Here is a 25,194-nt window from a genome sequence, read left to right as displayed (position 1 = left end):
GTTGCCTCAAACGCCCTAAGGTCTCGAAAGTCTTGTTCTCAGTAGCAGGGGTGCAAACCAACTAACCAGTTGGGTCAGTATGAATACGCCAAAAACCGCAAGCGGAGCCAGCGGTTTTACCCCTGCAAACGTCAGTGCAAAAAGCACTGCCGTAAAAATCAGTTTGCCTGCCTCGCCGGCGTAGAACGACCGAACAATGGCCTGCGCTGCTCTGGCTCCGGAATACCGAAAAGCCTTATGAGCAAAATATACATTCGGCAGCCAGGCTATCAGGCCTCCGCAAAGCCCCGAATACCCTGCTACGACACTCTGCCACTGCCAAAGCGCCAGTGCTGCCCCAATAAGGACAACCAGCTGAGCCATCAAGATCGGGAAAACAGCCAGGCGATGGAAGGGCAAGCGGTTTGGCGTGCGTGTCTCCGTCACATGGGCTCCTCTTATGCCGGCCGCTAAAATCAACAACTTGGCATAAATTGTGCCGACAAAATGCGCGCAGAGTATAGGGGCGGTTCAGCCCCTATTCAACTGCCGGGTAGTGATTTCCGACTACACGCTACGCATCATTTGTATCAGCGAATGTGAGCGAGCACACCTTGAAGCTCGTCCAGTGAATTGTAACGGATAACCAATTGGCCTTTACCCTTCTGTCCATGGCGGATTTGCACCGCAGAGCCCAGCCGCTCGGCCAGTCGCTGCTCCAGGCGGGTGATATCGGGATCGGCCTTTACAGGCTCCGCAGCCTCCTGTTTGCCGCTCAACCACTGGCGAACCAGCGCCTCAGTCTGGCGCACGGTCAAGCCGCGTGCGACAACATGTCGCGCCCCCTCAACCTGTTGATCTTCAGGCAATCCCAGCAGCGCACGTGCATGCCCCATTTCCAGATCCCCATGGGAGAGCATGGTCTTGATTGCTTCCGGCAATGCGATCAGACGCAACAGATTGGCCACGCTGACTCGCGATTTGCCCACCGCTTCGGCCACTTGCTGTTGGGTCAGCTGAAATTCCTGCTGCAGACGCTGCAGGGCAATCGCTTCCTCGATCGGATTTAAGTCTTCGCGCTGAATGTTCTCTATAAGCGCCATTGCAATGGCGGCTTCATCCGGAACATCCCGCACCATGGCGGGAATGGTTTCGATACCGGCTTGCTGGCTGGCGCGCCAGCGGCGTTCACCGGCAATAATCTCAAAGCGGTTGTCCGCTATCGGACGGACCACGATCGGCTGCATGACACCTTGCGCCTTGATCGAATTCGCGAGTTCCTCCAGCGCCTGTGGGTCCATGTCCCGGCGAGGCTGATATTTGCCACGCTGAATAAGGTCCAGCGGGATGTGTTGCAACTCGCGCTGATCGGCCTTCACGGCCTGATCTTCCAACGCGCTTACGGTTGGGCTGCTCAGCAGTGCGTCCAGCCCACGTCCGAGTCCACGTTTCTTGACGGCCATGGAATTTCCTTAAGTGGGCTGAGCAGCGGTGCGGCTGCCACGACGTTGGCGACGGACCATCTCGCCCGCAAGCGCCAGGTAAGCCAGCGCGCCGCGAGAGGTTTTGTCGTACGCCAATGCCGGCATGCCAAAGCTGGGCGCCTCGGCCAGTCGAATGTTGCGTGGAATGACCGTGTCGTACAGCTGGTCGCCAAAGTGCTCTTTGAGCTGTGCAGAAACATCGTTGATCAGGCTAAGCCGCGGGTCGTACATGGTTCGCAGCAGACCTTCGATCTTGAGTTGCGGATTGAGCAATTCACCGATGCGCTTGATGTTATCCACAAGGTCGCTCAGACCTTCGAGCGCAAAATACTCACACTGCATGGGGATAATCACGCCATCGGCTGCAACCAGAGCGTTGAGCGTCAACATCGAAAGCGACGGCGGGCAGTCGATGAGGATGTAGTCGTAATTCTCGCGTATGGGCGCCAATGCCGACCGCAGACGTGACTCCTTCATCTGCATTTCCAGCAGAACCACCTCAGCGGCGGTCAGGTCGCGGTTCGCGGGCAGTAACTGATATCCGCCGTGCTCTGAAAAGTGCATGGCTTGATTCAGATCGCATTCACCGATGAGCAAATCATAAACAGAATGCTCGAGCCCATGCTTATCCACACCACTGCCCATCGTGGCGTTGCCTTGCGGATCCAGGTCAATCAAAAGCACTCGTCGCTTGGTAGCCACCAGCGAAGCTGCGAGATTAATGCAGGTAGTGGTTTTACCCACGCCCCCTTTTTGGTTCGCTATCGCGAATACCTTAGCCATTATTGCGTGTGTTCCCTGTCATGCCGTGCGGCGCAGTATCAGCAGATGCCGTTGACCTTGGCAACCGGGTACGGCCAAGGCTTGCGCGCTTTCCAGACTAAAATCTGCGGGTAATGCTACCAGCTCCTCCGCTGGATGCAGACCCTTCATTGCCAGCCAGCGGGTATCACTGTCGCCCATGTGCCGCGTCCACTGGGTAAAGTCTTCGAGACTGCTGAAGGCGCGAGAGATGATGCCGTTGAATGGCAGCATGGGCTGGAATGCTTCGGCTCGGCTGTGGATAACTTCGAGATTGGAGAGCGCGAGTTCGAGTTTGACCTGAGTCAGAAAACGGGTCTTCTTGCCGTTGCTGTCCAATACTGTGATTTTCATGTCGGGAAACAGAATGGCCAGCGGGATGCCGGGCATCCCACCGCCGCTGCCAACATCCAGCTGACGCTCACCCTCGACGAAACGCACCACACTCAAGCTGTCCAGCAGATGACGAGACACCATCTCATCAGGGTTCCGAACAGCCGTCAGGTTGTAGGCTTTGTTCCATTTGATCAACAGGGCCAGGTATGCCAGTAGCTGGCTGTGTTGGCTCTCGCTCAAGTCGACGCCGAGCTCTCGAGCACCCACAGTCAATTCTTCGGCATGCTGCGGGGTGACCATCGAACTCAAGCGCTCTGCTCCAACTGGCGGCCCGCGCCGCGTTTTTTCAAATGAATCAGCAAAAGAGAAATTGCTGCTGGCGTCACCCCCGGAATTCGCGAGGCCTGACCAAGCGTTTCCGGTCGAGTTATCCCCAGCTTGCTCTGGATCTCTTTGGAAAGACCGGAAATACCGGTGTAGTCGATATCTGCAGGAAGCCGTGTGTTTTCGCTGCCACGCAGACGAGCGATCTCGTCTTGCTGACGGTTAATGTAACCGGCGTATTTGGTCCTGATTTCGATCTGTTCAGCTACCTGCGGGTCCGACGCACCATGACCGGTCAGCGCAACCAGACTGGCGTAGTCGACTTCCGGGCGGCTTAGCAGATTCAGCAGATTGTATTCGTGGGTCAGCGGTGTACCGAAGTGCGCCGAGACCGCGTCGCCCTGCTCGGTACCCGGCCGGACCCAGGTCGACTTCAGACGCTGTTCTTCCAGCTCAATGCCCTCGCGCTTGGCGCAGAATGCCGCCCAGCGGGTGTCGTCCACCAAGCCGAGCGCCCGGCCCTGCTCGGTCAACCGCAGGTCCGCGTTGTCCTCGCGCAAAATCAGGCGGTATTCGGCGCGCGAGGTAAACATCCTGTAGGGCTCCTGGGTACCGAGCGTAATCAGGTCATCTACCAGCACGCCAATGTAAGCCTCATCGCGACGCGGGCACCAGCTGTCCTTGCCTTGCGCCCTGAGGGCTGCGTTGGCGCCGGCGAGCAAACCTTGTGCGCCGGCTTCTTCGTAGCCGGTCGTGCCGTTGATCTGCCCTGCGAAAAACAATCCCGCAATCACCTTGGTTTCGAGACTGTATTTCAAGTCTCGCGGATCGAAATAGTCATATTCGATGGCATAGCCCGGCCTAACGATGTGTGCGTTTTCCATACCGCGGATGGAACGAACGATCTGCAGCTGTACGTCGAACGGCAGCGAAGTCGATATACCGTTGGGATAAAGCTCATGAGTCGTCAAACCTTCCGGTTCGATAAACACCTGATGGCTTTCCTTGTCGGCGAAGCGATGGATCTTGTCCTCGATCGATGGGCAGTACCGAGGCCCCACTCCTTCGATTTCTCCAGCAGCCGAGTACATTGGCGACCGATCCAGATTCGCCGCGATAATTTCGTGCGTGCGGGCATTCGTGTGGGTAATCCAGCAGCTGACCTGGCTAGGGTGTTGTGCCTTGGACCCCATGAACGACATGACGGGAATCGGTGTATCACCCGGTTGTTCGGTCATCACCGAGAAATCTACCGAGCGTCCGTCAATGCGTGGAGGCGTGCCTGTTTTCAGCCGACCCACTCTCAGCGGTAGCTCACGAAGCCTGCGTGCCAGTGCGATGGAGGGCGGATCACCTGCTCGACCGCCCGAATAGTTCTGCAGACCGATGTGGATAAGTCCACCCAAAAACGTGCCTGTGGTGAGAACAACGGAATCAGCCAGAAAACGCAGCCCCATCTGGGTGACTACACCGCGCACCTGGTCTTGTTCCACGATCAGATCGTCGCACGCCTGCTGGAATATCCACAGATTGGGCTGATTTTCGATGATTTCCCTGACCGCAGCTTTGTAAAGCACACGGTCGGCCTGGGCCCTGGTGGCTCTGACAGCTGGGCCTTTACGACCATTCAGCACGCGAAATTGAATACCGCTTTTATCGGTCGCGGTTGCCATGGCACCGCCAAGTGCATCGATCTCTTTGACCAGGTGACTTTTACCAATGCCGCCAATGGCCGGGTTGCAGCTCATCTGGCCGAGGGTTTCCACGTTGTGCGTAAGCAGCAGGGTAGTAGCACCCATACGTGCAGACGCCAGTGCTGCCTCGGTACCGGCATGACCGCCGCCGATGACGATCACTTGAAAACGGGAAGGGAAATCCACCACGCACCTCGTGCCTGTTGATTGGGGGAATAGGATTGGGCGGCAAGTATAGGCACTTACCCCAGCCTAAGGAACCTGATGCGCAAAATTTAACCAGATGTGGATAAAGGCGCGTTATAGAAATTAAAAAGAAAGAAATTTATAAAATCTTTGTTTTTATGTTTATTTCTACTGGGCACCTTTTCTGTGGATAGATCGACACAGGCCTTATAAGCCGTGATGTACAGAATACTTAAGGTCTGTGGTCATGTGCTTCGGAGGCCATTGGATAACCTATTTAAGCCTGTGGATTAAAAGCCTACTTGTCCACAGGTGTGTTTATCCTCATGCTGAAAGCCCATTTATCAACTGACCTTAGGCCCGCTTATGCACAGGGCTCATGTTACGTGAATTCGTGCTGAGGCCAAATTTGGCGCGAGATCAGCCACACCCATTGCCATGAGCTGACAGGACAGTCGCAAAAGGTAGATTGGGGAGGGGGCAGACCAACCTGATTAGCCTGCCTTTTGGAGAGCGATGCGTTACTTGCCTATGCAGAAGCTGGAAAATATCCGTCCCAATAAATCGTCTGAGGTGAACGAACCCGTGATTTCGCCTAAAGACTGCTGCGCTTGGCGCAGATCTTCGGCAAGCAACTCCCCAGCCCCCGCCAAGGTCAGCTGAGAGCGACCATGCTCGAGGGAGGCGCTTGCTTTGTGCAGCGCCTCGAGGTGGCGCCGCCTTGCGCTGAAGCTTCCTTCAGCCGCTTGCTGATATCCCATGCAGGCCTTCAGATGCTCGCGCAGAAGCTCAACGCCTTCACCACCGGCTTTGGCACTAAGGCTGATCGTCACATGCCCATCGACGCTGGTGGACAGCTGCACAGCTTCATCGCTCAGGTCGACCTTGTTGCGAATCAGGGTAACGTTGGCGGGGTCAGGTCGCATGTCGAGAAACTCGGGCCAGAGTGCAAACGGATCGTCCGCTTCCGGCGCCGTTGCATCCACCACCAGCAAAATTCTGTCAGCCTGGCCTATTGCCTGGAGCGCACGCTGGACACCAATTTTTTCGACTTGATCGTCTGTATTACGAAGTCCCGCAGTATCGACCACATGGAGCGGCATACCATCAATGTGGATATGTTCGCGCAGGACATCCCGGGTGGTACCTGCGATTTCCGTCACGATCGCCGCCTCTTTACCGGCAAGGGCGTTCAGCAGGCTCGACTTACCGGCGTTAGGCCTGCCGGCAATGACCACATTCATGCCGTCTCTGAGGAGGGCACCCTGGTTAGCTTCCCGCAATACTGTGGATAACTGCGCCCTCACGCTATCCAGCATTGTCAGCACATGGCCGTCTGCGAGGAAGTCGATTTCCTCTTCAGGAAAATCAATCGCCGCTTCGACATAAATTCTCAGGCTGATCAGCTTTTCCGTGAGCTCATGGACTCGCTGAGAAAAAGCACCCTGCAGTGATCTCAGCGCGTTGCGCGCCGCTTGTGCAGAGCTCGCCTCAATGAGGTCAGCGATTGCCTCTGCCTGGGCCAAGTCAAGCTTGTCATTGAGAAACGCGCGTTCGCTGAACTCGCCCGGGCGCGCCAGGCGGCATCCCAGCTGCACGCAACGCTCAAGCAACATGTCCAGAACAATAGGCCCGCCATGCCCTTGAAGCTCGAGCACATCCTCCCCGGTAAACGAATGAGGACCAGAAAAGTAGAGACCAATGCCTTCGTCGATTACCGCGCCATTTACCCCTTTGAAAGCGCCGTAATGCGCATAACGAGGTTGAGGCAGTTTGCCGAGAATTGCCTCGGCACATTTGCCAGCGTGGGGGCCGGAAACTCGAATGATACCGACACCTCCTCGGCCGGGAGCCGTCGCGATGGCCGCAATGGTTTCAAAAAGGACATTCATGGCCGACTCCTGAAGAACTGACGGATAGCAAAACGCCCCACGAGGGGGCGTTTGAAGAACTTGTTAACAGGGTAGATCAGGCTTCAGCTTTCTTGGCTTTCGCTTCGATGCTGCGGGTGATGTACCACTGTTGAGTAATGGACAGGGTGTTGTTCACAACCCAGTACAGCACCAGACCGGCAGGGAACCACAGGAAGAAGAACGTAAAGATGATTGGCATCAACTTCATGACCTTCGCCTGCATCGGGTCCGGAGGTGTCGGGTTCAGACGCTGCTGGATGAACATGGTGGCGCCCATGATGATCGGCAGGATGAAGAACGGGTCTTTGATCGACAGGTCGGTTATCCACAGGAGCCAAGGCGCCTGGCGCATCTCGACGCTTTCCAGCAGTACCCAGTACAGGGAAAGGAACACCGGCATCTGCACCAGAATCGGCAAGCATCCACCCAGCGGGTTGATCTTTTCTTTCTTGTACAGCTCCATCATTGATTGAGACAGCTTCTGACGATCATCGCCATGCTGTTCTTTCAACGCGGCGAGTCGAGGCGCAACTGCACGCATTCTGGCCATGGATTTATAACTGGCGGCCGACAGCGGGAAGAAAAGCCCTTTGATTAGCATCGTCAGGAAAATGATCGACCAACCCCAGTTACCCACAAGGCTGTGAATATGTTGCAACAGCCAGAAAATGGGTTGGGCGATGAACCACAGAATGCCGTAATCCACTGTCAGTTCCAGACCTGGGGATAACTCCTTCAGGACTGCCTGGCTCTTCGGGCCAGCGTAAAGCGTAGCGGTCGTTTCAGCTTTCGCGCCAGGTGCGACAGTCAATGCCGGCCCAGTGAAACCGATGATGTAATTGCCAGCGCTGTCTTTACGAGTGGTAACGGTGTTGCTGTCAGCCTTGTTCGGAATCCAGGCGGTCACGAAGTAATGTTGCAACCAGGCAACCCACCCGCCCTGAACAGTGTCTTTCACCGATCCTTTGTCGATGTCCTTCATGGAAACCTTTTTGTAGGGTTCCGAAGGCGTCCACATGGCAGCGCCCAGGTAGGTGGCTGTCCCTGTCGCCGTAGTCGAGGATGGATCGGCGCTCGCATCGCGTTTCAACTGTGCGAACAGGCTACCGTTCCACTGCTGCGCGCTCTGGTTGTCAATCACGTAGGAAACGGTCAGGTCATACAGGCCACGTTTGAACGTAAAGCGCTTGATGTAATTAACGCCACCATCGCTGAACTTCAGGTCGACGACCAGATCATTCTGGCCGTCGGCCAGCTGAAAACTTTTCTGCGTAGCCGAATAAACCGGACGACCAGTGGCTCGAGCGTCGGGACCGTTTGTGCCAGTCAGACCGCTCTGAGCAAGGAAAATCCGCTCGCCGCCGTTATCGAACAGCTGGAAAGGAATTTCGGGATGGTCCTGACGGCGTGGATACAGCGGCAAACGAAGCTGCACCACATCGCCGCCTACCGGATCAATTTCCAGATTGAGGACGTCAGTCTTCACCTGGATCAGATCTTTGCTGGTGGCCACGGGGATTTCCGCGGGCGCAGCGACTTCGCCTGTAGCGCTAGGGACGTCTGCATTGGCAGTCGCTGAACCTTGCGGAGCATCAGGAATAGCGGATGTATTGGTGGTGGCAGCAACATTCTGAGTCGGCAAGGCAGCCTGACCGTAGTCCTGGTTCCATTTCAGGACACCGACATAGGTCACGATTGCCAGGGCGACGATCAGGATCGTGCGTTTAATATCCATGATTACTCGGCCATCGAAGAGGAACGGGAGGTGGGAGCAGGTGGAACCGGGTCATAACCACCGGGATTCCACGGATGACACCGACCTAAGCGACGTAAGGTCAGCCAGCCACCACGCACCAGACCATAATTTTCAATGGCCTCGTACGCGTAGCAGGAGCAACTGGGGTAGAAACGACAGTGACTGGCCATCAGGGGACTGATGGCATAGCGGTAAAACTGGATCGGAACGAGCGCCAGTTTACGCATCAGGACTGTCTACCCCCGCAGTTTCGGTTTTAAGTTCGGGATCGGGCCGGCTGCGCGCCAGACGTTTCCAGAGCTTGCCGAAATGCTGAATCAATTCGGGGTTTTCAATGTCACCCAAGCCTTTGCGCGCGACGACGACGATATCCCATCCGACCAGGGTGTCCTGGTGAAGGCGAAACGACTCACGCATCAGGCGTTTCAAGCGGTTGCGCTCAACGGAGAGCTTCACACTCTTCTTCCCGATCACCAGCCCGAGACGGGGATGATCAAGATCGTTGTTGCGCACAAGGAGCAGGAGATTTTTCCCCGGAACCTTGCCGGTGGGGGAGTCAAAGACTGCCTTGAAATGCCGGGGGGTCAGCAAACGCTTTTCCCGACTGAAGTCCTGACTCACCACCTGTGCCGATTAATCAAACTGCCAGACGCTTACGGCCTTTGGCGCGACGACGCGACAGGACTGCGCGACCGTTTTTGGTGGCCATACGAGCACGGAAACCGTGGGTGCGAGCGCGCTTGATAGTGCTGGGTTGGAAAGTACGTTTCATGGCGTGTTACCTGGTTCGTCCACAACGGGCCGGAATGGCCCCCGTTTTAAGAGACCGGGGATTCTAGAGAAAGCGGGCTCGCAGGTCAATTTCCAACCAACGTTTCTTGCATTTAGTTCCTGCTGTGCATTCATCGACAGCGACCGATCAGCCGGTGCATGCTTCGAACCCAAATATAGAAATAAAGAAGGAAGGTATTTAAAGCTTTTTTGTAAAGCTTATAAAAGCTTAGGGCGATAGGATCTGTGGATAAAGCTCTGAGGGCCACGTTTTTCCTTGTGTACAGAGGAATGAAAGTCTGTCCAAAAGCAGTGCCCCGGCTGTGCGGCGGCTGATTACAAGCTGTGTGCAACTCGGCAGGTTATCCACAGGGGCCTTATCCACAGCCTTCAACCCTGTGTTATGCAATGGGCTGACGTCATGTTATCCACAGAGCTTATCTATCCACCGAGAGGCGTCGTTTTAAGCACCCACACCGGGATTTCATGCATTAGTGCCCCACCTTCATGTGGATAAGTCAGCTTCGGGTGGTTACAATGGCGGCTTGTTTTTGCCTCACCGGCTTCAGAATCTAGGGGATATTTGTGTCAGTGGAACTTTGGCAGCAATGCGTTGAGCTTTTGCGCGATGAGCTGCCTGCCCAGCAATTCAACACCTGGATCCGTCCGTTGCAGGTTGAAGCCGAAGGCGATGAACTGCGCGTGTATGCGCCCAATCGATTTGTACTGGACTGGGTCAATGAGAAGTACTTGGGTCGGCTGCTCGAGTTACTCAGCGAGCACGGTCAAGGAATCGCGCCATCCCTGTCCTTATTAATAGGAAGCAAACGTAGCTCGGCCCCACGTGCCGCGCCGAATGCACCGCTGGCTGCGGCTGCCGCCGCGTCTCAAGCTGCCGAGATAGCGGCCACCAGCGAAGCGCCCGTTCCCCCGCGCGCACCGCAGCCCGTTTCAACTTCTGCTCCTATGATCCAAACCTCGTTGAATGTTGAAGACGAACCCTCTCGGGCTAGCTTCGATCCGATGGCGGGTGCCAGTTCCCAGCAAGCTCCAGCTCGCGCCGAGCAGCGTAACGTTCAGGTTGAGGGCGCGCTCAAGCACACCAGCTATCTCAACAGGACCTTCACATTCGAAAACTTTGTCGAAGGCAAGTCCAACCAGCTGGCACGAGCGGCCGCCTGGCAGGTAGCGGATAATCCCAAGCATGGCTATAACCCCCTCTTTCTTTATGGCGGTGTGGGCCTGGGTAAAACTCACCTGATGCATGCTGTGGGTAACCATCTGCTCAAGAAAAACCCGAACGCCAAGGTGGTTTATTTGCACTCCGAGCGGTTTGTGGCGGATATGGTCAAGGCGCTCCAACTCAACGCCATTAATGAGTTCAAGCGCTTCTATCGCTCCGTTGACGCGCTCCTGATCGATGACATTCAATTCTTTGCGCGCAAGGAGCGTTCCCAGGAGGAGTTTTTCCACACCTTCAACGCCCTTCTTGAGGGTGGTCAGCAGGTTATTCTCACCAGTGACCGTTATCCTAAAGAGATCGAAGGGCTTGAAGAGCGTCTCAAGTCACGTTTCGGTTGGGGGCTGACAGTAGCCGTTGAGCCACCAGAGCTGGAAACACGGGTCGCTATTTTGATGAAGAAGGCGGATCAGGCGAAAGTCGATCTCCCTCACGACGCTGCGTTCTTCATTGCCCAGCGTATCCGTTCCAACGTGCGTGAGCTTGAGGGTGCGCTGAAGCGCGTCATCGCCCATTCGCACTTCATGGGCCGCGACATCACGATTGAATTGATCCGCGAATCGTTGAAGGACTTGCTCGCCCTGCAAGACAAGCTGGTAAGTGTGGATAACATCCAGCGGACCGTTGCCGAATACTACAAAATCAAAATCTCCGACCTGCTGTCCAAGCGTCGTTCCAGGTCCGTCGCGCGACCGCGCCAGGTGGCGATGGCATTGTCCAAGGAACTGACCAACCACAGCCTTCCGGAAATCGGTGATGTGTTTGGCGGCCGAGATCACACCACGGTGTTACATGCGTGCCGCAAGATTAACGAATTGAAAGAATCCGATGCGGACATCCGCGAGGACTACAAGAACTTGCTGCGTACGTTAACAACATGATGCCGTCGCAGCTTATCAAGGCAAGGGACTAGACCATGCATTTCACCATTCAACGCGAAGCCCTGTTGAAACCCCTGCAACTGGTCGCCGGCGTTGTCGAACGCCGTCAGACCTTGCCGGTTCTGTCGAACGTACTCTTGGTTGTAGAAGGCCAGCAGTTGTCACTGACGGGCACCGATCTGGAAGTTGAGCTGGTTGGTCGCGTCCAGCTGGAGGAGCCTGCGGAGCCAGGTGAGATCACAGTGCCCGCCAGAAAGCTGATGGACATCTGCAAGAGCCTTCCTAACGACGCTCTTATCGACATCAAGTTGGATGAACAAAAACTGATCGTGAAGGCTGGCCGCAGTCGCTTCACACTGTCAACGCTGCCTGCGAACGATTTCCCGACTGTTGAAGAAGGCCCGGGCTCTCTCACTTTCAGCCTTATTCAAAGCAAGCTGCGCCGTCTGATTGAACGCACCAGCTTTGCGATGGCTCAGCAAGACGTTCGTTACTATCTCAACGGTATGTTGATCGAGGTCCAGTCAGGCATTCTGCGAGCTGTGGCAACAGATGGCCACCGGCTAGCCATGTGCTCCATGGCAGCGGACATTGAGCAGGCTGACCGCCATCAAGTCATCGTTCCTCGTAAGGGCATCCTGGAGCTTGCACGCCTGCTAACAGAGCAGGATGGCTTGGTCAGCATCGTGCTCGGCCAGCATCACATCAGGGCGACAACAGGCGAGTTCACGTTCACTTCCAAACTGGTCGACGGTAAATTCCCGGACTACGAGCGAGTGCTGCCTAAAGGTGGGGACAAGCTGGTGGTGGGTGATCGTCAGGCATTGCGAGAAGCGTTTAGCCGTACCGCGATTCTCTCCAATGAAAAGTACCGGGGTATTCGTCTTCAGTTGGCTAACGGTCAGTTGAAAATTCAGGCGAACAACCCGGAGCAGGAGGAAGCCGAAGAAGAGATAAGCGTTGATTACAACGGTAGCTCGCTAGAGATAGGTTTCAACGTAAGCTACTTGCTTGATGTATTGGGTGTCATGACGACCGAACAAGTTCGTCTGATCCTCTCGGATTCCAACAGCAGCGCATTGGTGCAGGAATCTGGTAATGACGACTCGGCTTATGTCGTCATGCCGATGCGTCTGTAACAGCAGTTGATCAATGTCTCTTAGCCGCGTCTCGGTCACCGGGGTGCGCAATCTGCACCCGGTGACGTTCTCTCCCTCCCCTCGCATCAACATCCTCTACGGCGCCAACGGCAGTGGGAAAACCAGTGTTCTTGAAGCCATCTATCTCCTCGGCCTGGCGCGCTCATTCCGCAGTGCTCGGTTACAGCCAGTCATCCAATATGAGCAGCCTGCCTGTACGGTATTTGGACAGGTCGAACTCGCCGAAGGTGGGTATAGCAGCCTCGGCGTATCCCGCGAGCGTCAGGGTGATTTTCAAATTCGCATCGATGGCCAAAATGCGAAGAGCGCGGCGCAGCTCGCTGAGACTTTGCCCCTGCAGCTAATTAATCCGGATAGCTTTAGGCTTTTGGAAGGTGCTCCCAAGATCCGCCGTCAGTTCCTGGACTGGGGAGTGTTCCACGTGGAACCTCGATTTATGGCTACGTGGCAACGGCTCCAGAAGGCCCTGAGGCAGCGGAACTCGTGGCTTCGCCATGGTACACTTGACGCCGCTTCGCAGGCCGCCTGGGACCGTGAGTTGTGCCTGGCTAGTGATGAAATCGACGAGTATCGGCGCGCTTATATCAAGGCATTGAAGCCGGTATTTGAGCAAACCCTGCGTGAGCTTGTTCAGATCGATGGGCTGACACTTAGTTACTATCGAGGATGGGACAAAGAAAAGAACCTGAGCGACGTACTCGCATCCTCGCTCTATCGCGATCAGCAGATGGGTCATACGCAAGCAGGGCCCCAACGTGCAGATTTACGTCTGCGGCTCGGCGGGCATAATGCGGCGGACATCCTTTCTCGTGGGCAGCAGAAGCTGGTGGTCTGCGCCATGCGGATTGCTCAGGGACATTTAGTAAGCACGGCCCGTCGTGGCCAATGTATTTATCTCGTCGACGACCTTCCATCGGAGCTCGATGAGAACCACCGCGGCGCGCTTTGTCGGCTGCTGGAAGAATTACGCTGCCAGGTATTCATAACCTGCGTAGATCATGAATTGTTGCGGGAAGGCTGGCTGGCGGAAACGCCAGTTGCTGTGTTCCACGTGGAACATGGCAATATCACCCAGACCCACGACCACCGGGAGTGAAGGCATGAGCGAAAACCAAACGTACGACTCGACCAGCATCAAAGTGCTGAAAGGGCTTGATGCCGTACGCAAACGTCCTGGTATGTATATCGGCGACACAGATGACGGCAGCGGCCTCCACCACATGGTGTTTGAGGTAGTGGACAACTCGATCGACGAGGCGTTGGCAGGTCACTGCGACGACATCAGCATCATCATTCACCCGGATGAATCGATCACTGTTCGCGACAATGGACGTGGCATCCCTGTCGATGTCCATAAAGAAGAAGGCGTCTCCGCAGCCGAGGTCATCATGACCGTATTGCACGCTGGCGGTAAGTTTGACGATAACTCATACAAGGTATCCGGCGGTCTGCATGGTGTAGGCGTTTCAGTCGTGAACGCATTGTCCGAGGTTTTAAACCTGACTGTTCGCCGCAGTGGAAAGGTCTGGGAGCAGACGTATGTCCACGGCGTGCCACAAGAGCCGATGCAAATCGTTGGCGAGAGTGAAACCACGGGTACAGAGATCCATTTCAAGCCGTCCTCTGAGACCTTCAAGAATATTCACTTCAGCTGGGACATCCTGGCGAAGCGGATCCGTGAACTCTCCTTCCTGAACTCCGGCGTGGGTATCGTTCTGAAAGACGAGCGCAGCGGCAAGGAGGAGTTGTTCAAGTATGAAGGTGGACTGCGGGCGTTCGTCGAATACTTGAATACCAATAAGACGCCCGTCAACCAGGTCTTCCACTTCAACATCCAGCGTGAAGATGGCATCGGCGTTGAGATTGCATTGCAGTGGAATGACAGCTTCAACGAGAACCTCTTGTGCTTCACGAACAACATTCCGCAGCGTGACGGTGGCACCCACCTTGTCGGCTTCCGCTCAGCCCTGACCCGTAACCTGAATAACTACATTGAGCAGGAAGGTCTGGCGAAGAAGCACAAAGTCGCCACCACAGGTGACGATGCACGCGAAGGCCTCACCGCGATCATCTCCGTTAAAGTCCCTGATCCGAAGTTCAGCTCGCAGACAAAAGACAAACTGGTTTCGTCAGAGGTGAAGACAGCGGTTGAGCAGGAGATGGGCAAGTATTTCTCTGACTTCCTGCTTGAGAACCCGAATGAAGCGAAAGCCGTCGTCGGCAAGATGATCGATGCGGCACGTGCTCGGGAAGCTGCACGAAAAGCGCGTGAGATGACCCGTCGTAAGGGGGCGCTCGATATTGCAGGCCTGCCTGGCAAACTGGCTGACTGCCAAGAAAAAGACCCTGCCCTTTCCGAGCTGTACCTGGTAGAAGGTGACTCTGCTGGCGGCTCCGCCAAGCAAGGACGTAACCGTAAAACTCAGGCCATCCTCCCGCTCAAGGGCAAGATCCTGAACGTAGAGAAGGCGCGTTTCGACAAAATGATCTCTTCCCAAGAAGTGGGAACATTGATCACCGCGCTGGGCTGCGGTATCGGCCGTGACGAGTACAACATCGCCAAGCTGCGCTACCACAACATCATCATCATGACCGATGCGGACGTTGACGGTTCGCACATCCGAACCTTGCTTCTGACATTCTTCTTCCGTCAGCTCCCCGAGCTGGTGGAGCGTGGCTACATCTATATCGCTCAGCCACCGTTGTACAAGGTCAAGAAAGGTAAGCAAGAGCAGTACATCAAGGACGACGAGGCCATGGAAGAGTACATGACCCAGTCCGCACTTGAAGATGCCAGCCTGCACTTGAGCGAATCGGCGCCTGGTATTTCCGGCGCAGCGTTGGAGAAACTGGTACACGACTTCCGTATGGTCATGAAGACCCTCAAACGTCTGTCCCGTCTTTACCCGCAGGAGCTGACCGAGCACTTTGTGTATCTGCCGGCTGTACCAATGGAGCAGCTGTCGGACCATGCTGCCATGCAAGAGTGGCTGGCAAAATTTGATGAACGCCTGCGCGTCGGTGAAAAGTCCGGTTTGGTTTACAAGGCCAGTTTGCGGGAAGACCGCGAGCGTAACGTGTGGCTGCCTGAGGTCGAGCTGATCTCCCATGGTTTGTCTAATTACGTAACCTTCAACCGCGACTTTTTCGGCAGCAATGACTACAAAACGGTCACCGCACTGGGCGCTCAAATCAGTACCTTGCTCGAAGAAGGCGCCTACGTACAACGCGGCGAACGCAAGAAATCGGTCACGGAGTTCAAGGAAGCGTTGGCTTGGTTGATGGCGGAAAGCACCAAACGTCACACGATTCAGCGCTATAAAGGTCTTGGTGAGATGAACCCCGATCAGTTGTGGGAAACCACAATGGACCCAAGCGTGCGTCGCATGCTCAAAGTCACGATCGAAGACGCTATCGGTGCTGATCAGATCTTCAACACCCTGATGGGTGATGCAGTAGAGCCGCGCCGCGACTTCATCGAAGCCAACGCACTTGCAGTGTCGAACCTCGATTTCTAAGGTTCACCCGTAAATAAAAAAAGCCCCAACGATGCGAATCGTTGGGGCTTTTTTGTTTGAGATGTTCAGCTTACCGTTTTGATTTGACTGGTTGGCGATGTAATCAGCCCTCTCCTGCTCAACCGTTTGCCCCACTCAATACCGCGGAGTTCGATGCATTGATGGCTGATCGCAGATATACGCACAATTATGATTAGCAGACCGATGAGCAGGAGGTTGTCAGCGACTGCGTTCTGGAAGGAAAGCATTGGACCAGGGGCTGCGGCATCGTAAGTGACGACGGTGTAACCAGTGACCTTCCCCACCAAGATCAACCCTAAGGTGACAGCGAACAAAACCATCGCATGGACCATGTAGATCGAGTAGGACAGCGCACCCAGCCTCTCAAATGGTTGAGCTTTAAGCAGGGTCGAGACAACCCCTCCCTCGAAAGAAAAGACCAATATCAGCGCGCAGAAGACCACCATCAAAATAAGCTGCTTTTGACCGATCTCGCTCACCAGCAAGCTCAGCGTCATCCAAATCCCGATCACTTCCAGGAAGGTGAGCAGCCACGGCGAGAGGGCCTTCTTGTGGATAACCGTATAAAGCTTATAGGTCATAACCCCTGCGAAGAAACAAGACAGCCCCTGTAATGCCGGCTCCATTAAGTGAGCAAGTCCGAGCGACAAACACGCGGCAGCCATCGCTGAGATGATCAGGAATATCAGACTGGCGACTCGCGGGGTACACAGGAGTATCCCCGCAAAAATCATGTAAATGTAGTACTCGACGCTGATGCTCCACGCCGGAAAGTTGAACGACTGGGGATTGAATCCTGGCCACCAGGATTGGAGGAGCAGCAGGTTGGGAATGATCTCCTGAGGGGCGCGCTGCCCGGTGAAACTCGGCTGATTGAAGGCTATACCGGCACGCTCTGCGCTCAGCTTCACGATCTCCAGTGCGATGGCGAACAGGAGCACAAAGACGTGCAATGGATAGAGTCGGAAGGTGCGAGTGATGAAGAACTGCCTGAACTGACCTTTCGTGCCAAGCCTCTGGCGGTAGGTATGGGCCATGACGAAGCCACTCAGGACAAAGAAAAAGCTCACCAGATAATGCGCGTTTCTGAAGAATGCCCATTCGCCGAAGCTCTGTGGAACGTGGACGTGATAGACCGCAACGCTCAGTGCGCAGATACCCCTGAACCCGTCCAGCACTTGAAATCTTTTCATCGCGAACTCCCTGTTGAATACATGCCAAACGCGTTCAGCCCGAACTTCGGGCTTGGGCGATCATGCTTTACCTTTCCCAACTGTGGCCCGAGGCCTTTTCATTGTGTCCAGACGACTGCTGATAAAGTCGGCAACGCTGCCGCGCCTTGCCATGGCGGGCTTCTCGATAAAGTGCCAAGAGAATACGGCTGCCAGTAATACAACCGGGAAACCGAGCAGCATCATGCTGACAGGGCTGATGCCTTTGAAAAGGAGGGCAAGGATTTCCTGGACCGGAAAGGCATAGATATAAACACCGTAGGAGTAATCGCCCAGGTGTCTGTAACGGGCGATCACAGGCTGGGAAGCGAACCCCAGGTACAAAATCAGATATGTCCACGCCAGCACCCCGCACTCGAAGAAAAACGGGGTGCGCCATGTGCAGGCCGCCAAAACAGCGAAAGGCAGGAGGCCGAATAAACGATGGCGGATATGCTGACGATATTGGTAGAAGGACATGCCCAGAACAAATGGCAAGCTCCACATGAAAAAAGCTTCGGTGCCGTAGAAGTTGTTGAACAGCGCACTGTTCAATCTCAGCCCTTTGAACGTGATGTACAGCGCGGCGTATAAAACAAGAAACCCGGAGAATCTGCGTCGCTCGCTGCAGACAGAGAATGCACCCAGCGCGCCGACCAGAATGTAAAAGGCGACCTCAAAGAAAAGCGTCCAGAGTGACCCATTTATACCTGGCCAAGGGTTCATCTCAAACACGCCAGGCAGCCGGTACTTCATGTTGAACAGCATTAGGTTGTGGGTGAGATAACCGTATGTTTCACCTGAGCGGAAATATTCCGACGTACTCAGTGTCGTAAACAAAGGTCCGATCAGAAACACACTGACCAGCAGTACTAATGCCAGTCCCGGATAGATGCGCAGAAATCGAGCGGTGAAGAAGTTGATCGTGCCGCCTGCGCGATCGCGGCTAAGCGAGATAAAAAAGCCGGAGACGCAAAAGAACGTGATTACCGCCACCTCACCGAGGGAAAGGCCGATCAGGTCAGAGAGTGGTTCGACCGCATCATGGCCGAGCGCAAGAGGATAGCTATGAGAAATCAGTACCGCTGCTGCGGCGATTATCCTGATGAGGTTAAAGTTGTTGTCCCGTCTGGACGCCAGGTCACCCAACGTATTCATACTGCCTCCGCGCGCGATCAGGGTCGTACCGATTCGATCCATTCACCGCTGTGACACTTACGCCGTCGGGGACGCGCGATATCGAGAGGGTTGTAAATGGTGTTGAGCATGAACAATACACTGGGAATTCTGCGCGTCTAATTGCCTTCCCTAATCGTGCTGTGGATAACCTGCACGCCCTGTCAGCCAATATTTTGGCCCGGAATCCTGAACGATAGTTTTTGATACGCGGGACAGGGTTTTGAGTTTCTGTTAGCGAGCCACGCCAACATGAGCCGAAGTACCCGTCAATTGCACCGCAACATCAGGACAGTGAAAGACCAAGGAGCTTCAGTCATATGTCGATTCGCAAATACCAAAAAGTCCTGGCAATCCCTCGAGTGCTGCCTGCCACGTTATTCATGTTCGTCGCGGGTCTGCCGCTGACCATCATGGGGCTCACGCTGAGCCTGCATGTGCTCAACGAAATGGGCGGCAGTTATTTTGATGCGGGCGTGGTGGGGACGGCGACTGCCTTGGGTTTCGCGGTGGGCTCTCCCCTGCTCGGCCGGATGATCGACCGTCATGGCTTACGCCCGGTGGTGGCTGTGTGCGGGACGCTGTCGACGCTCGCGTGGATACTGCTCCCTATGGTGAGCTATTGGCTCTATGTCCTCTTGGCTTTTATAGCCGGTCTTTTTACCGTGCCGACAGGATCGCTTGCGCGGCAGTTCGTGGCCAGTCTGGTTCCGGAAGATCAGCGCCGTCCCGCGTATTCGCTGAACATGATGCTCATGGAACTCTCATTCGTGATCGGGCCCGCCAGCGGCATCCTGTTGATCACCACCTATTCGGCGACTGCCACTCTGGCGGGCATAGGCCTTTGGCGCGCACTCTCCTACGTCGTACTGTATGTATTGAACTGGCCTACCCGAAATCTGGATGAAGTCGCGGCGAATCCAGATCGCGTCCGACCCAAACTTCGCACATGGATGAGCGGCCGTTTATTAGCCGTCATGTTTGTCAGTGCGGGTGCTTTATTCGTGCTGTACGGCACAGAGTTGGCACTCATTGCCGTGTTGCGTGCCAGCGATCAACTTGCCTTTACCGGTTATGTCATCGCTGCCATGTCCATTGCATCCATCGTGGGCGGGTATGTCCACGGGGTTGTCCACAGGTCTTGGTCGCAAATGAAGCTCGCTCTGGCGATGAGCGTGTTGCTGCTACCCGTAGTCTTTTTTGATGACGTCTGGTGGTGGCTTATGCTCGCGCTGCTACCCACCAACCTGCTGTGCACTCCGACGCTGGCTGCAGGTTCGGAAGCGGTTGCAAAGCTGGCGCCTTCAAGCGTCAGAGGAGAAGTGATGGGCTTGCATGATTCGGCCTACCGCATAGGCCAGACGCTGTCGGCCCCGATTGTGGGTTTTGCGATCGACAGCGTTTCACCTGCCATGGGATTTGTCGCAGCGGCGTGCGGCGGGATTGCGTTAGTCGGTATGGGGACGCTATGCACGCGTTACAGTACAGCGTCGGCTAAGACCGCTTGATCACACACGGTCTTGGCTGCGCAGGCTCAAGACCGGCCTTTTCAAGCAATCGACAAAGGCTAAGAAAAACTTATGCACGGTTTTGTCGCCGTAAGCACTGCGAGAAATAAGCATTAGAATTAATGAGTTAGCAGTGTAATTCCGAGATTTTGCGACATTTAGTGCACAGGTTATCCACAAATTCAGACGGCGGATTTTTCCGGTAGGGGGGCAGGCACCGCAGGTGATCCCAAATCGCGCTGCGTTTGCTCGTTCCAGGCCGACACGCGATCGTTCAGCGCAGCGATTGCGCGAGGGCCAGTGCCCTCGGCATACATCGGCTTGCCAATGACGACCTCAATAGTCCCAGGCTTCTTCCCCCAGCCCTCTTTGGGCCAATACCGGCCGGCGTTGTGTGAGATGGGCAAGACGGGGAGATCTGCATTAACCGCCAGTGCCGAACCGCTGCGTGAGAACTTTCCGATCTGGCCGTAAGGTACCCGCGTGCCCTCAGGGAAGATGAGCACCCAAACGCGATCCTTGAGCAATTCGTCGCCTTTCTTTGCGACGACCTTGAGCGCCGCTTTGGGATTATTACGATCGATCGCGATTGGACGGAGCATCGCCATGGCCCAGCCAAAGAAAGGCACGTACAGCAGCTCGCGCTTGAGTACCTGGCTCAAAGGTTGAAAGTGCGCCGATAGAAAAAACGTCTCCCAGGTACTTTGATGATTGGAGACGATGACGCATGGCGTCTCGGGAATGTTTTCCTGGCCGGTGATGTTGACTTTGATGTTGAGCAACACGCGCGTCAGCCACAGTGCACAGCGACACCAGTAGACGTTGATAAAGCGATAACGAGCGCGAAATGGCAGGAAAGGCGCAATAAAGAAACTGAGCGAACACCACAGCAGGGCGCTGGTGCCCAGCAGCAGGTAAAAGAAGAAGATCCTGATGGCCTGCACAATCGACATAGCTGCTTATACCGTTACGGGGCGATAGCCCGAATTAAGCGGTCTGCTGGACAGGCCTCAGCCTTCCAACAGTTCGCTGTTGTGAATAAGTTCTGCGGCGACCGCCGCCAGATCTTCAAAAATCAACGTGCCGGCGGGTAATGGCCCGCTTCGCGTCTTCTGACCTTTGCCTGTCATAACCAATACAGGTTGTGAATCGACGGCAGCTGCCGCGTCCAGGTCACCCTTACTGTCACCCACAAACCAAACGCCGGCTAAATCGACGGCGTAATGGCGGGCGATTGTCTTGAGCATGCCAGGTTTTGGCTTACGGCAATCGCAGCCAGCGTCCGGGCCGTGGGGGCAATAGACAACCAGTCCGACCTCGCCTCCGTTCTGTGCCACGAGTTCACGCAAGCGCGCATGCATGGCATCAAGTGTCGCGAGATCGTAGTAGCCGCGAGCAATGCCGGACTGGTTAGTGGCCACCGCCACCGTCCAGCCGGCCTTGCTCAGTTGCGCGATGGCCTCGACCGAACCAGGAATCGGAACCCACTCCTCCACCGACTTGATGTAAGCATCGGAGTCCTGGTTGATCACCCCGTCCCGATCGAGAATCAGCAACTTCACTGGCATATCCCTCGCAATCAGCTCAACAAGGAGATGTCGGCAACGCCAAGGAACAGATTGCGCAGACGGGCGAGCAAGGCGTAACGATTGGCCCGCACACTGGCGTCTTCTGCGTTCACCATTACCGCTTCGAAAAATGCATCGACAGGTTCACGAAGTGCGGCAAGACGCGTCAGCGCCTCGTTGTACTGGCGGCTGGCGGACATGGGCGCTACGGCCTGATCTGCCTGCTGAATCGCCGAGTACAGCGAAAACTCGTTGGCGTTATCGAAATACTTCGGCTCTACCGTGTGAGCGATGTTGCCGTCCGCCTTGCTGAGCAGGTTCGACACACGCTTGTTGACTGCGGCCAGTGCTGCAGCCTCGGGCAGCTTGCGGAATGCCTGCACAGCCTGAACACGCTGATCGAAGTCCAGGGCGGAAGCCGGCTGCAAGGCGCGAACCGAAAGGTAAACCGAAACGTCGACGCCCTCGTCTTCATAGCGAGCGCGCAGGCGGTCGAAGATGAATTCAAGAACCTGTTCCGGCAGGCCGGCCGGTTTGATCTTCACACCGAACTGAGCGACCGCGAATTGCACGGTTTTGACCAAGTCCAGGTCCAGCTTTTTCTCGATCAGAATGCGCAGGATGCCGAGCGCCGCGCGGCGCAATGCGTATGGGTCCTTGCTGCCGGTCGGGAGCATGCCGATGCCGAAAATCCCGACGAGGGTGTCGAGCTTGTCGGCGATGGCCACAGCTGCGCCAGTCAGCGTACCTGGCAGTTCAGCGCCAGCACCACGTGGCATGTATTGCTCATTCAACGCCAACGCGACGTCTTCGGGCTCACCATCAGCCAAGGCATAGTAGTAGCCGGCCACGCCCTGCATTTCCGGGAATTCGCCAACCATTTCTGTGGCCAGGTCGCACTTGGACAGCAGACCCGCACGTGCGGCGCGCTGAGCATCGCCACCAATGCGTGGGGCAATGAATGCAGCCAGCTTGGATACCCGCTCAGCCTTGTCGAAAACCGTGCCCAACTGGGCCTGGAAGACAACGTTCTGCAGGCGCTGATTGAAGGTCTCAAGCTTCTGCTTCTTGTCCTGCTTGAAGAAGAACTCGGCGTCGGTCAGGCGCGGGCGCACAACTTTCTCATTACCCAGGACAATCTGCGATGCGTCCTTGCTGTCGATGTTCGCGACAGTGATAAAACGCGGTAGCAGCTTGCCCTCGGCATTGAGCAGGCAGAAATACTTCTGGTTGTCCTGCATCGTGATGATAAGGGCTTCCTGTGGCACCTCTAGGAAGCGCTCCTCGAACGAGCACACCAGCGGCACTGGCCATTCGACCAGCGCGGTCACCTCATCCAGCAATGCCGGCGGCACAATGGCGGTGCCCTCATGCTGAGCGGCGAGCTCTTCAACACGCTTGCTGATGAGCTGGCGACGCTCGTTGAAATCTGCAAGCACGTGAGCGGCGCGCAGATCGCTGGCGTAGTTGGCTGGCGAGGTAATGCGCACACTTTCCGGATGATGGAAGCGATGGCCACGCGATTCCCGGCCGGAGGTCTGAGCGAGGATGGTGCAGTCAACGACCTGATCGCCAAACAGCATCACCAGCCATTGAGTCGGCCGTACGAACTCTTCCTTGCGCGCGCCCCAGCGCATGCGCTTGGGGATTGGCAAGTCGTTGAGAGAATCCTCGACGATGGTTGGCAACAGGCTCAGCGTTGGTTTGCCCGGAATGCTCTGGCTGTAACGCAGCTTCGGACCGCTTTGATCGATTTCGCTCAGATCGACGCCGCACTTCTTGGCGAAGCCCAATGCGGCCTGGGTGGGATTGCCCTCTGCGTCGAACGCTGCCTGGCGGGGTGGCCCGTCCAGGTTAACGCTGCGGTCAGGCTGCTCGGTGGCGAGCTGGGTAATCAGCACGGCCAGTCGACGTGGCGCTGCGTAAACCTGTTTGGCGCTGTAGGTCAGACCTGCAGCCTGCAGGCCCTTTTCGATACCGGCCATGAACGCATCGGCCAAAGTATTCAGTGCTTTGGGTGGCAGTTCTTCGGTGCCCAGCTCGACCAGAAAATCTTGAGCACTCATTGCGCTGCCTCCAGCTTGGCCAACACTTCATCACGGATATCAGGCGCAGCCATCGGGAAGCCCAACTTGGCCCGGGCCGTCAGGTACGCCTGGGCCACGGAGCGAGCGAGGGTACGGACGCGCAGAATGTATTGTTGACGCGCAGTCACGGAAATCGCGCGACGGGCATCCAGCAGGTTAAACGTGTGGGAGGCCTTGAGGACCATCTCGTAGCTCGGCAGTGGCAGCTCGACTTCAATCAGCCGTACGGCTTCGCTCTCGTAGAAGTCGAACAGCTCAAACAGCTTGTCAACATTGGCGTGCTCGAAGTTGTACGTCGATTGCTCGACTTCGTTCTGATGGAAGACATCGCCGTAGGTCACTTTGCCGAATGGCCCGTCGGTCCAGACCAGGTCATAGACTGACTCAACGCCCTGTAGGTACATCGCCAGACGCTCTAGGCCATAAGTAATCTCGCCCGTTACGGGATAGCACTCGATGCCGCCAACTTGCTGGAAATAAGTGAATTGCGACACTTCCATGCCGTTCAACCAGATCTCCCAGCCCAGGCCCCAGGCGCCGAGGGTGGGTGATTCCCAGTTATCTTCGACAAAGCGAACGTCGTGCACCAGCGGATCCAGGCCGACATGCTTCAGCGAGCCGAGGTACAGCTCCTGGAAGTTGTCCGGGTTGGGCTTGAGTACGACCTGAAACTGGTAATAGTGCTGCAGGCGATTCGGGTTCTCGCCATAACGGCCATCGGTAGGACGACGGCTCGGTTGTACGTAGGCGGCGTTCCAGGTTTCCGGGCCGATGGCGCGCAGAAACGTTGCGGTGTGGAAAGTGCCGGCGCCCACTTCCATATCGTAGGGCTGAAGTACCACACAACCTTGCTCAGCCCAGTATTGCTGGAGGGCGAGGATCAAGTCTTGGAAGGTACGCACGGCTGGCGTAGGCTGGCTCACGAAATTCACCTGTACTGGGGGGCTGCGATTTAAAGAGCGGGAGTATACCCGATTCGGCCGCGCCTCCACCCTTGGGAGCCCTATGCCACGCTGCTTTTGGTGCAACGAAGACCCGCTTTACATGGACTACCACGATCAAGAGTGGGGTGTGCCGTTGCGCGATGCGCAGATGCTGTTCGAGTTCTTGTTGCTCGAAGGGTTCCAGGCTGGACTGTCATGGATCACCATCCTCAAAAAGCGCGAGCGCTACCGCGAAGTGATGTTCGGGTTCGACGTCCAGCGCATTGCCGCGATGACCGATGCGCAGATAGAGGCGCTGATGCTGGAGCCGGGCATCGTGCGTAATCGTCTCAAGCTCAATGCCGCCCGCAAGAACGCCCAGGCCTGGCTCCGGCTGGATGATCCGGTTGCCCTCCTTTGGTCTTTTGTTGGCGGCAGTCCGAAGATCAACCATTTCAAGGACCGTAGTGAAGTCCCGGCTATCACGCCGGAAGCCGAAGCCATGAGTAAAGCGCTTAAAAAAGCCGGATTCACTTTCGTAGGTCCGACCATCTGTTATGCCTATATGCAGGCGACAGGGATGGTCATGGACCACACAGTGGATTGCGACCGGTATGCGGAACTGGCCGGTGCCTGACCATAAAGCAGGATGAGCGG

The 25,194-nt window shown here is 55.9% G+C and carries 22 protein-coding genes; 6 read left to right on the top strand and 16 right to left on the bottom strand.

What is annotated here, in order from left to right:
• Positions 1–15: 15 nt before the first annotated feature.
• The 10 genes from QRN48_RS00550 to rpmH form a co-directional block, all read right to left on the bottom strand.
• The gene (locus QRN48_RS00550) at positions 16–426 is read right to left on the bottom strand and encodes a F0F1 ATP synthase subunit I (RefSeq protein ID WP_037016927.1); all 411 of its coding nucleotides are present in this window, start codon (positions 424–426) and stop codon (positions 16–18) included.
• 143 nt (positions 427–569) lie between these two features.
• Complete coding sequence (locus tag QRN48_RS00545; RefSeq protein WP_037016929.1) at positions 570–1,442, bottom strand: ParB/RepB/Spo0J family partition protein; 873 nt, start codon at positions 1,440–1,442, stop codon at positions 570–572.
• 9 nt (positions 1,443–1,451) lie between these two features.
• Positions 1,452–2,246 carry a ParA family protein gene (locus tag QRN48_RS00540; protein ID WP_037016931.1) on the bottom strand — a complete coding sequence of 265 codons (795 nt, stop codon included), beginning with the start codon at positions 2,244–2,246 and terminating at the stop codon, positions 1,452–1,454.
• Positions 2,247–2,264: 18 nt separating this feature from the next.
• Positions 2,265–2,900 carry a 16S rRNA (guanine(527)-N(7))-methyltransferase RsmG gene (gene rsmG, locus QRN48_RS00535; protein WP_152597717.1) on the bottom strand — a complete coding sequence of 212 codons (636 nt, stop codon included), beginning with the start codon at positions 2,898–2,900 and terminating at the stop codon, positions 2,265–2,267.
• A gap of 5 nt (positions 2,901–2,905) precedes the next feature.
• Complete coding sequence (gene mnmG, locus QRN48_RS00530) at positions 2,906–4,804, bottom strand: tRNA uridine-5-carboxymethylaminomethyl(34) synthesis enzyme MnmG (protein WP_285348326.1); 1,899 nt, start codon at positions 4,802–4,804, stop codon at positions 2,906–2,908.
• A 521-nt stretch (positions 4,805–5,325) separates the two neighbouring features.
• Positions 5,326–6,696 (bottom strand): tRNA uridine-5-carboxymethylaminomethyl(34) synthesis GTPase MnmE, encoded by a 1,371-nt coding sequence (gene mnmE, locus QRN48_RS00525; protein WP_285348324.1) that lies wholly within the window; start codon positions 6,694–6,696, stop codon positions 5,326–5,328.
• Positions 6,697–6,772: 76 nt separating this feature from the next.
• Positions 6,773–8,452 (bottom strand): membrane protein insertase YidC, encoded by a 1,680-nt coding sequence (yidC, locus tag QRN48_RS00520; protein WP_285348322.1) that lies wholly within the window; start codon positions 8,450–8,452, stop codon positions 6,773–6,775.
• 2 nt (positions 8,453–8,454) lie between these two features.
• Entirely contained in the window at positions 8,455–8,700 is a 246-nt protein-coding gene (yidD, locus tag QRN48_RS00515; protein WP_074886126.1) for a membrane protein insertion efficiency factor YidD, read from the bottom strand.
• Positions 8,693–9,094, bottom strand: a complete 402-nt coding sequence (rnpA, locus tag QRN48_RS00510) for a ribonuclease P protein component (RefSeq protein WP_037017607.1) — start codon at positions 9,092–9,094, stop codon at positions 8,693–8,695. Before rnpA ends, yidD begins: the two co-directional genes overlap by 8 nt.
• Before the next feature lie 16 nt (positions 9,095–9,110).
• On the bottom strand, positions 9,111–9,245 hold the full coding sequence (gene rpmH / locus QRN48_RS00505) for a 50S ribosomal protein L34 (protein WP_002551315.1): 135 nt from the start codon (positions 9,243–9,245) through the stop codon (positions 9,111–9,113).
• Between the two features lie 584 nt (positions 9,246–9,829).
• On the opposite strand from rpmH, the gene dnaA reads away from it, so the two are divergent.
• The 4 genes from dnaA to gyrB are packed head-to-tail and all read left to right on the top strand — an operon-like array spanning position 9,830 to position 16,043.
• Entirely contained in the window at positions 9,830–11,365 is a 1,536-nt protein-coding gene (gene dnaA / locus QRN48_RS00500; protein ID WP_191944220.1) for a chromosomal replication initiator protein DnaA, read from the top strand.
• Positions 11,366–11,400: 35 nt separating this feature from the next.
• Positions 11,401–12,504, top strand: coding sequence for a DNA polymerase III subunit beta (gene dnaN / locus QRN48_RS00495; protein ID WP_037016947.1), 1,104 nt, complete (start codon positions 11,401–11,403; stop codon positions 12,502–12,504).
• 13 nt (positions 12,505–12,517) lie between these two features.
• Complete coding sequence (gene recF / locus QRN48_RS00490; protein ID WP_285348313.1) at positions 12,518–13,621, top strand: DNA replication/repair protein RecF; 1,104 nt, start codon at positions 12,518–12,520, stop codon at positions 13,619–13,621.
• 4 nt (positions 13,622–13,625) lie between these two features.
• Complete coding sequence (gene gyrB, locus QRN48_RS00485; protein ID WP_037016953.1) at positions 13,626–16,043, top strand: DNA topoisomerase (ATP-hydrolyzing) subunit B; 2,418 nt, start codon at positions 13,626–13,628, stop codon at positions 16,041–16,043.
• A 65-nt stretch (positions 16,044–16,108) separates the two neighbouring features.
• Here the strand turns inward: gyrB and QRN48_RS00480 are convergent, their stop codons facing one another.
• Together QRN48_RS00480 and QRN48_RS00475 are read right to left on the bottom strand one after the other, a co-directional pair.
• The gene (locus QRN48_RS00480; protein ID WP_285348310.1) at positions 16,109–17,257 is read right to left on the bottom strand and encodes an acyltransferase family protein; all 1,149 of its coding nucleotides are present in this window, start codon (positions 17,255–17,257) and stop codon (positions 16,109–16,111) included.
• Positions 17,258–17,317: 60 nt separating this feature from the next.
• Positions 17,318–18,433: an acyltransferase family protein gene (locus QRN48_RS00475; RefSeq protein ID WP_285348308.1), complete on the bottom strand. Its 1,116-nt coding sequence runs from the start codon at positions 18,431–18,433 to the stop codon at positions 17,318–17,320.
• 338 nt (positions 18,434–18,771) lie between these two features.
• Between QRN48_RS00475 and QRN48_RS00470 the strand changes: the two genes are divergently transcribed.
• On the top strand, positions 18,772–19,959 hold the full coding sequence (locus QRN48_RS00470; protein ID WP_285348306.1) for an MFS transporter: 1,188 nt from the start codon (positions 18,772–18,774) through the stop codon (positions 19,957–19,959).
• A 182-nt stretch (positions 19,960–20,141) separates the two neighbouring features.
• Here the strand turns inward: QRN48_RS00470 and QRN48_RS00465 are convergent, their stop codons facing one another.
• The 4 genes from QRN48_RS00465 to glyQ are packed head-to-tail and all read right to left on the bottom strand — an operon-like array spanning position 20,142 to position 24,537.
• Positions 20,142–20,912 carry a lysophospholipid acyltransferase family protein gene (locus QRN48_RS00465; protein WP_037016956.1) on the bottom strand — a complete coding sequence of 257 codons (771 nt, stop codon included), beginning with the start codon at positions 20,910–20,912 and terminating at the stop codon, positions 20,142–20,144.
• 57 nt (positions 20,913–20,969) lie between these two features.
• Positions 20,970–21,527 carry a D-glycero-beta-D-manno-heptose 1,7-bisphosphate 7-phosphatase gene (gmhB, locus tag QRN48_RS00460; RefSeq protein WP_152597704.1) on the bottom strand — a complete coding sequence of 186 codons (558 nt, stop codon included), beginning with the start codon at positions 21,525–21,527 and terminating at the stop codon, positions 20,970–20,972.
• An 11-nt stretch (positions 21,528–21,538) separates the two neighbouring features.
• Positions 21,539–23,593 carry a glycine--tRNA ligase subunit beta gene (glyS, locus tag QRN48_RS00455; RefSeq protein WP_037016959.1) on the bottom strand — a complete coding sequence of 685 codons (2,055 nt, stop codon included), beginning with the start codon at positions 23,591–23,593 and terminating at the stop codon, positions 21,539–21,541.
• Positions 23,590–24,537 carry a glycine--tRNA ligase subunit alpha gene (gene glyQ, locus QRN48_RS00450; RefSeq protein WP_037016961.1) on the bottom strand — a complete coding sequence of 316 codons (948 nt, stop codon included), beginning with the start codon at positions 24,535–24,537 and terminating at the stop codon, positions 23,590–23,592. The genes glyS and glyQ overlap by 4 nt, the downstream gene beginning before the upstream one ends.
• 82 nt (positions 24,538–24,619) lie before the next feature.
• Between glyQ and QRN48_RS00445 the strand changes: the two genes are divergently transcribed.
• Positions 24,620–25,174, top strand: coding sequence for a DNA-3-methyladenine glycosylase I (locus QRN48_RS00445; protein WP_191944296.1), 555 nt, complete (start codon positions 24,620–24,622; stop codon positions 25,172–25,174).
• Positions 25,175–25,194 lie beyond the last annotated feature (20 nt).

Origin of the sequence: Pseudomonas sp. ME-P-057 (assembly GCF_030208975.1) — a bacterium.
GTDB lineage: Bacteria > Pseudomonadota > Gammaproteobacteria > Pseudomonadales > Pseudomonadaceae > Aquipseudomonas > Aquipseudomonas lutea.
The sequence above is the reverse complement of the archived record's forward strand: the minus strand, read 5'-3'. Positions and strand labels throughout refer to the sequence as shown.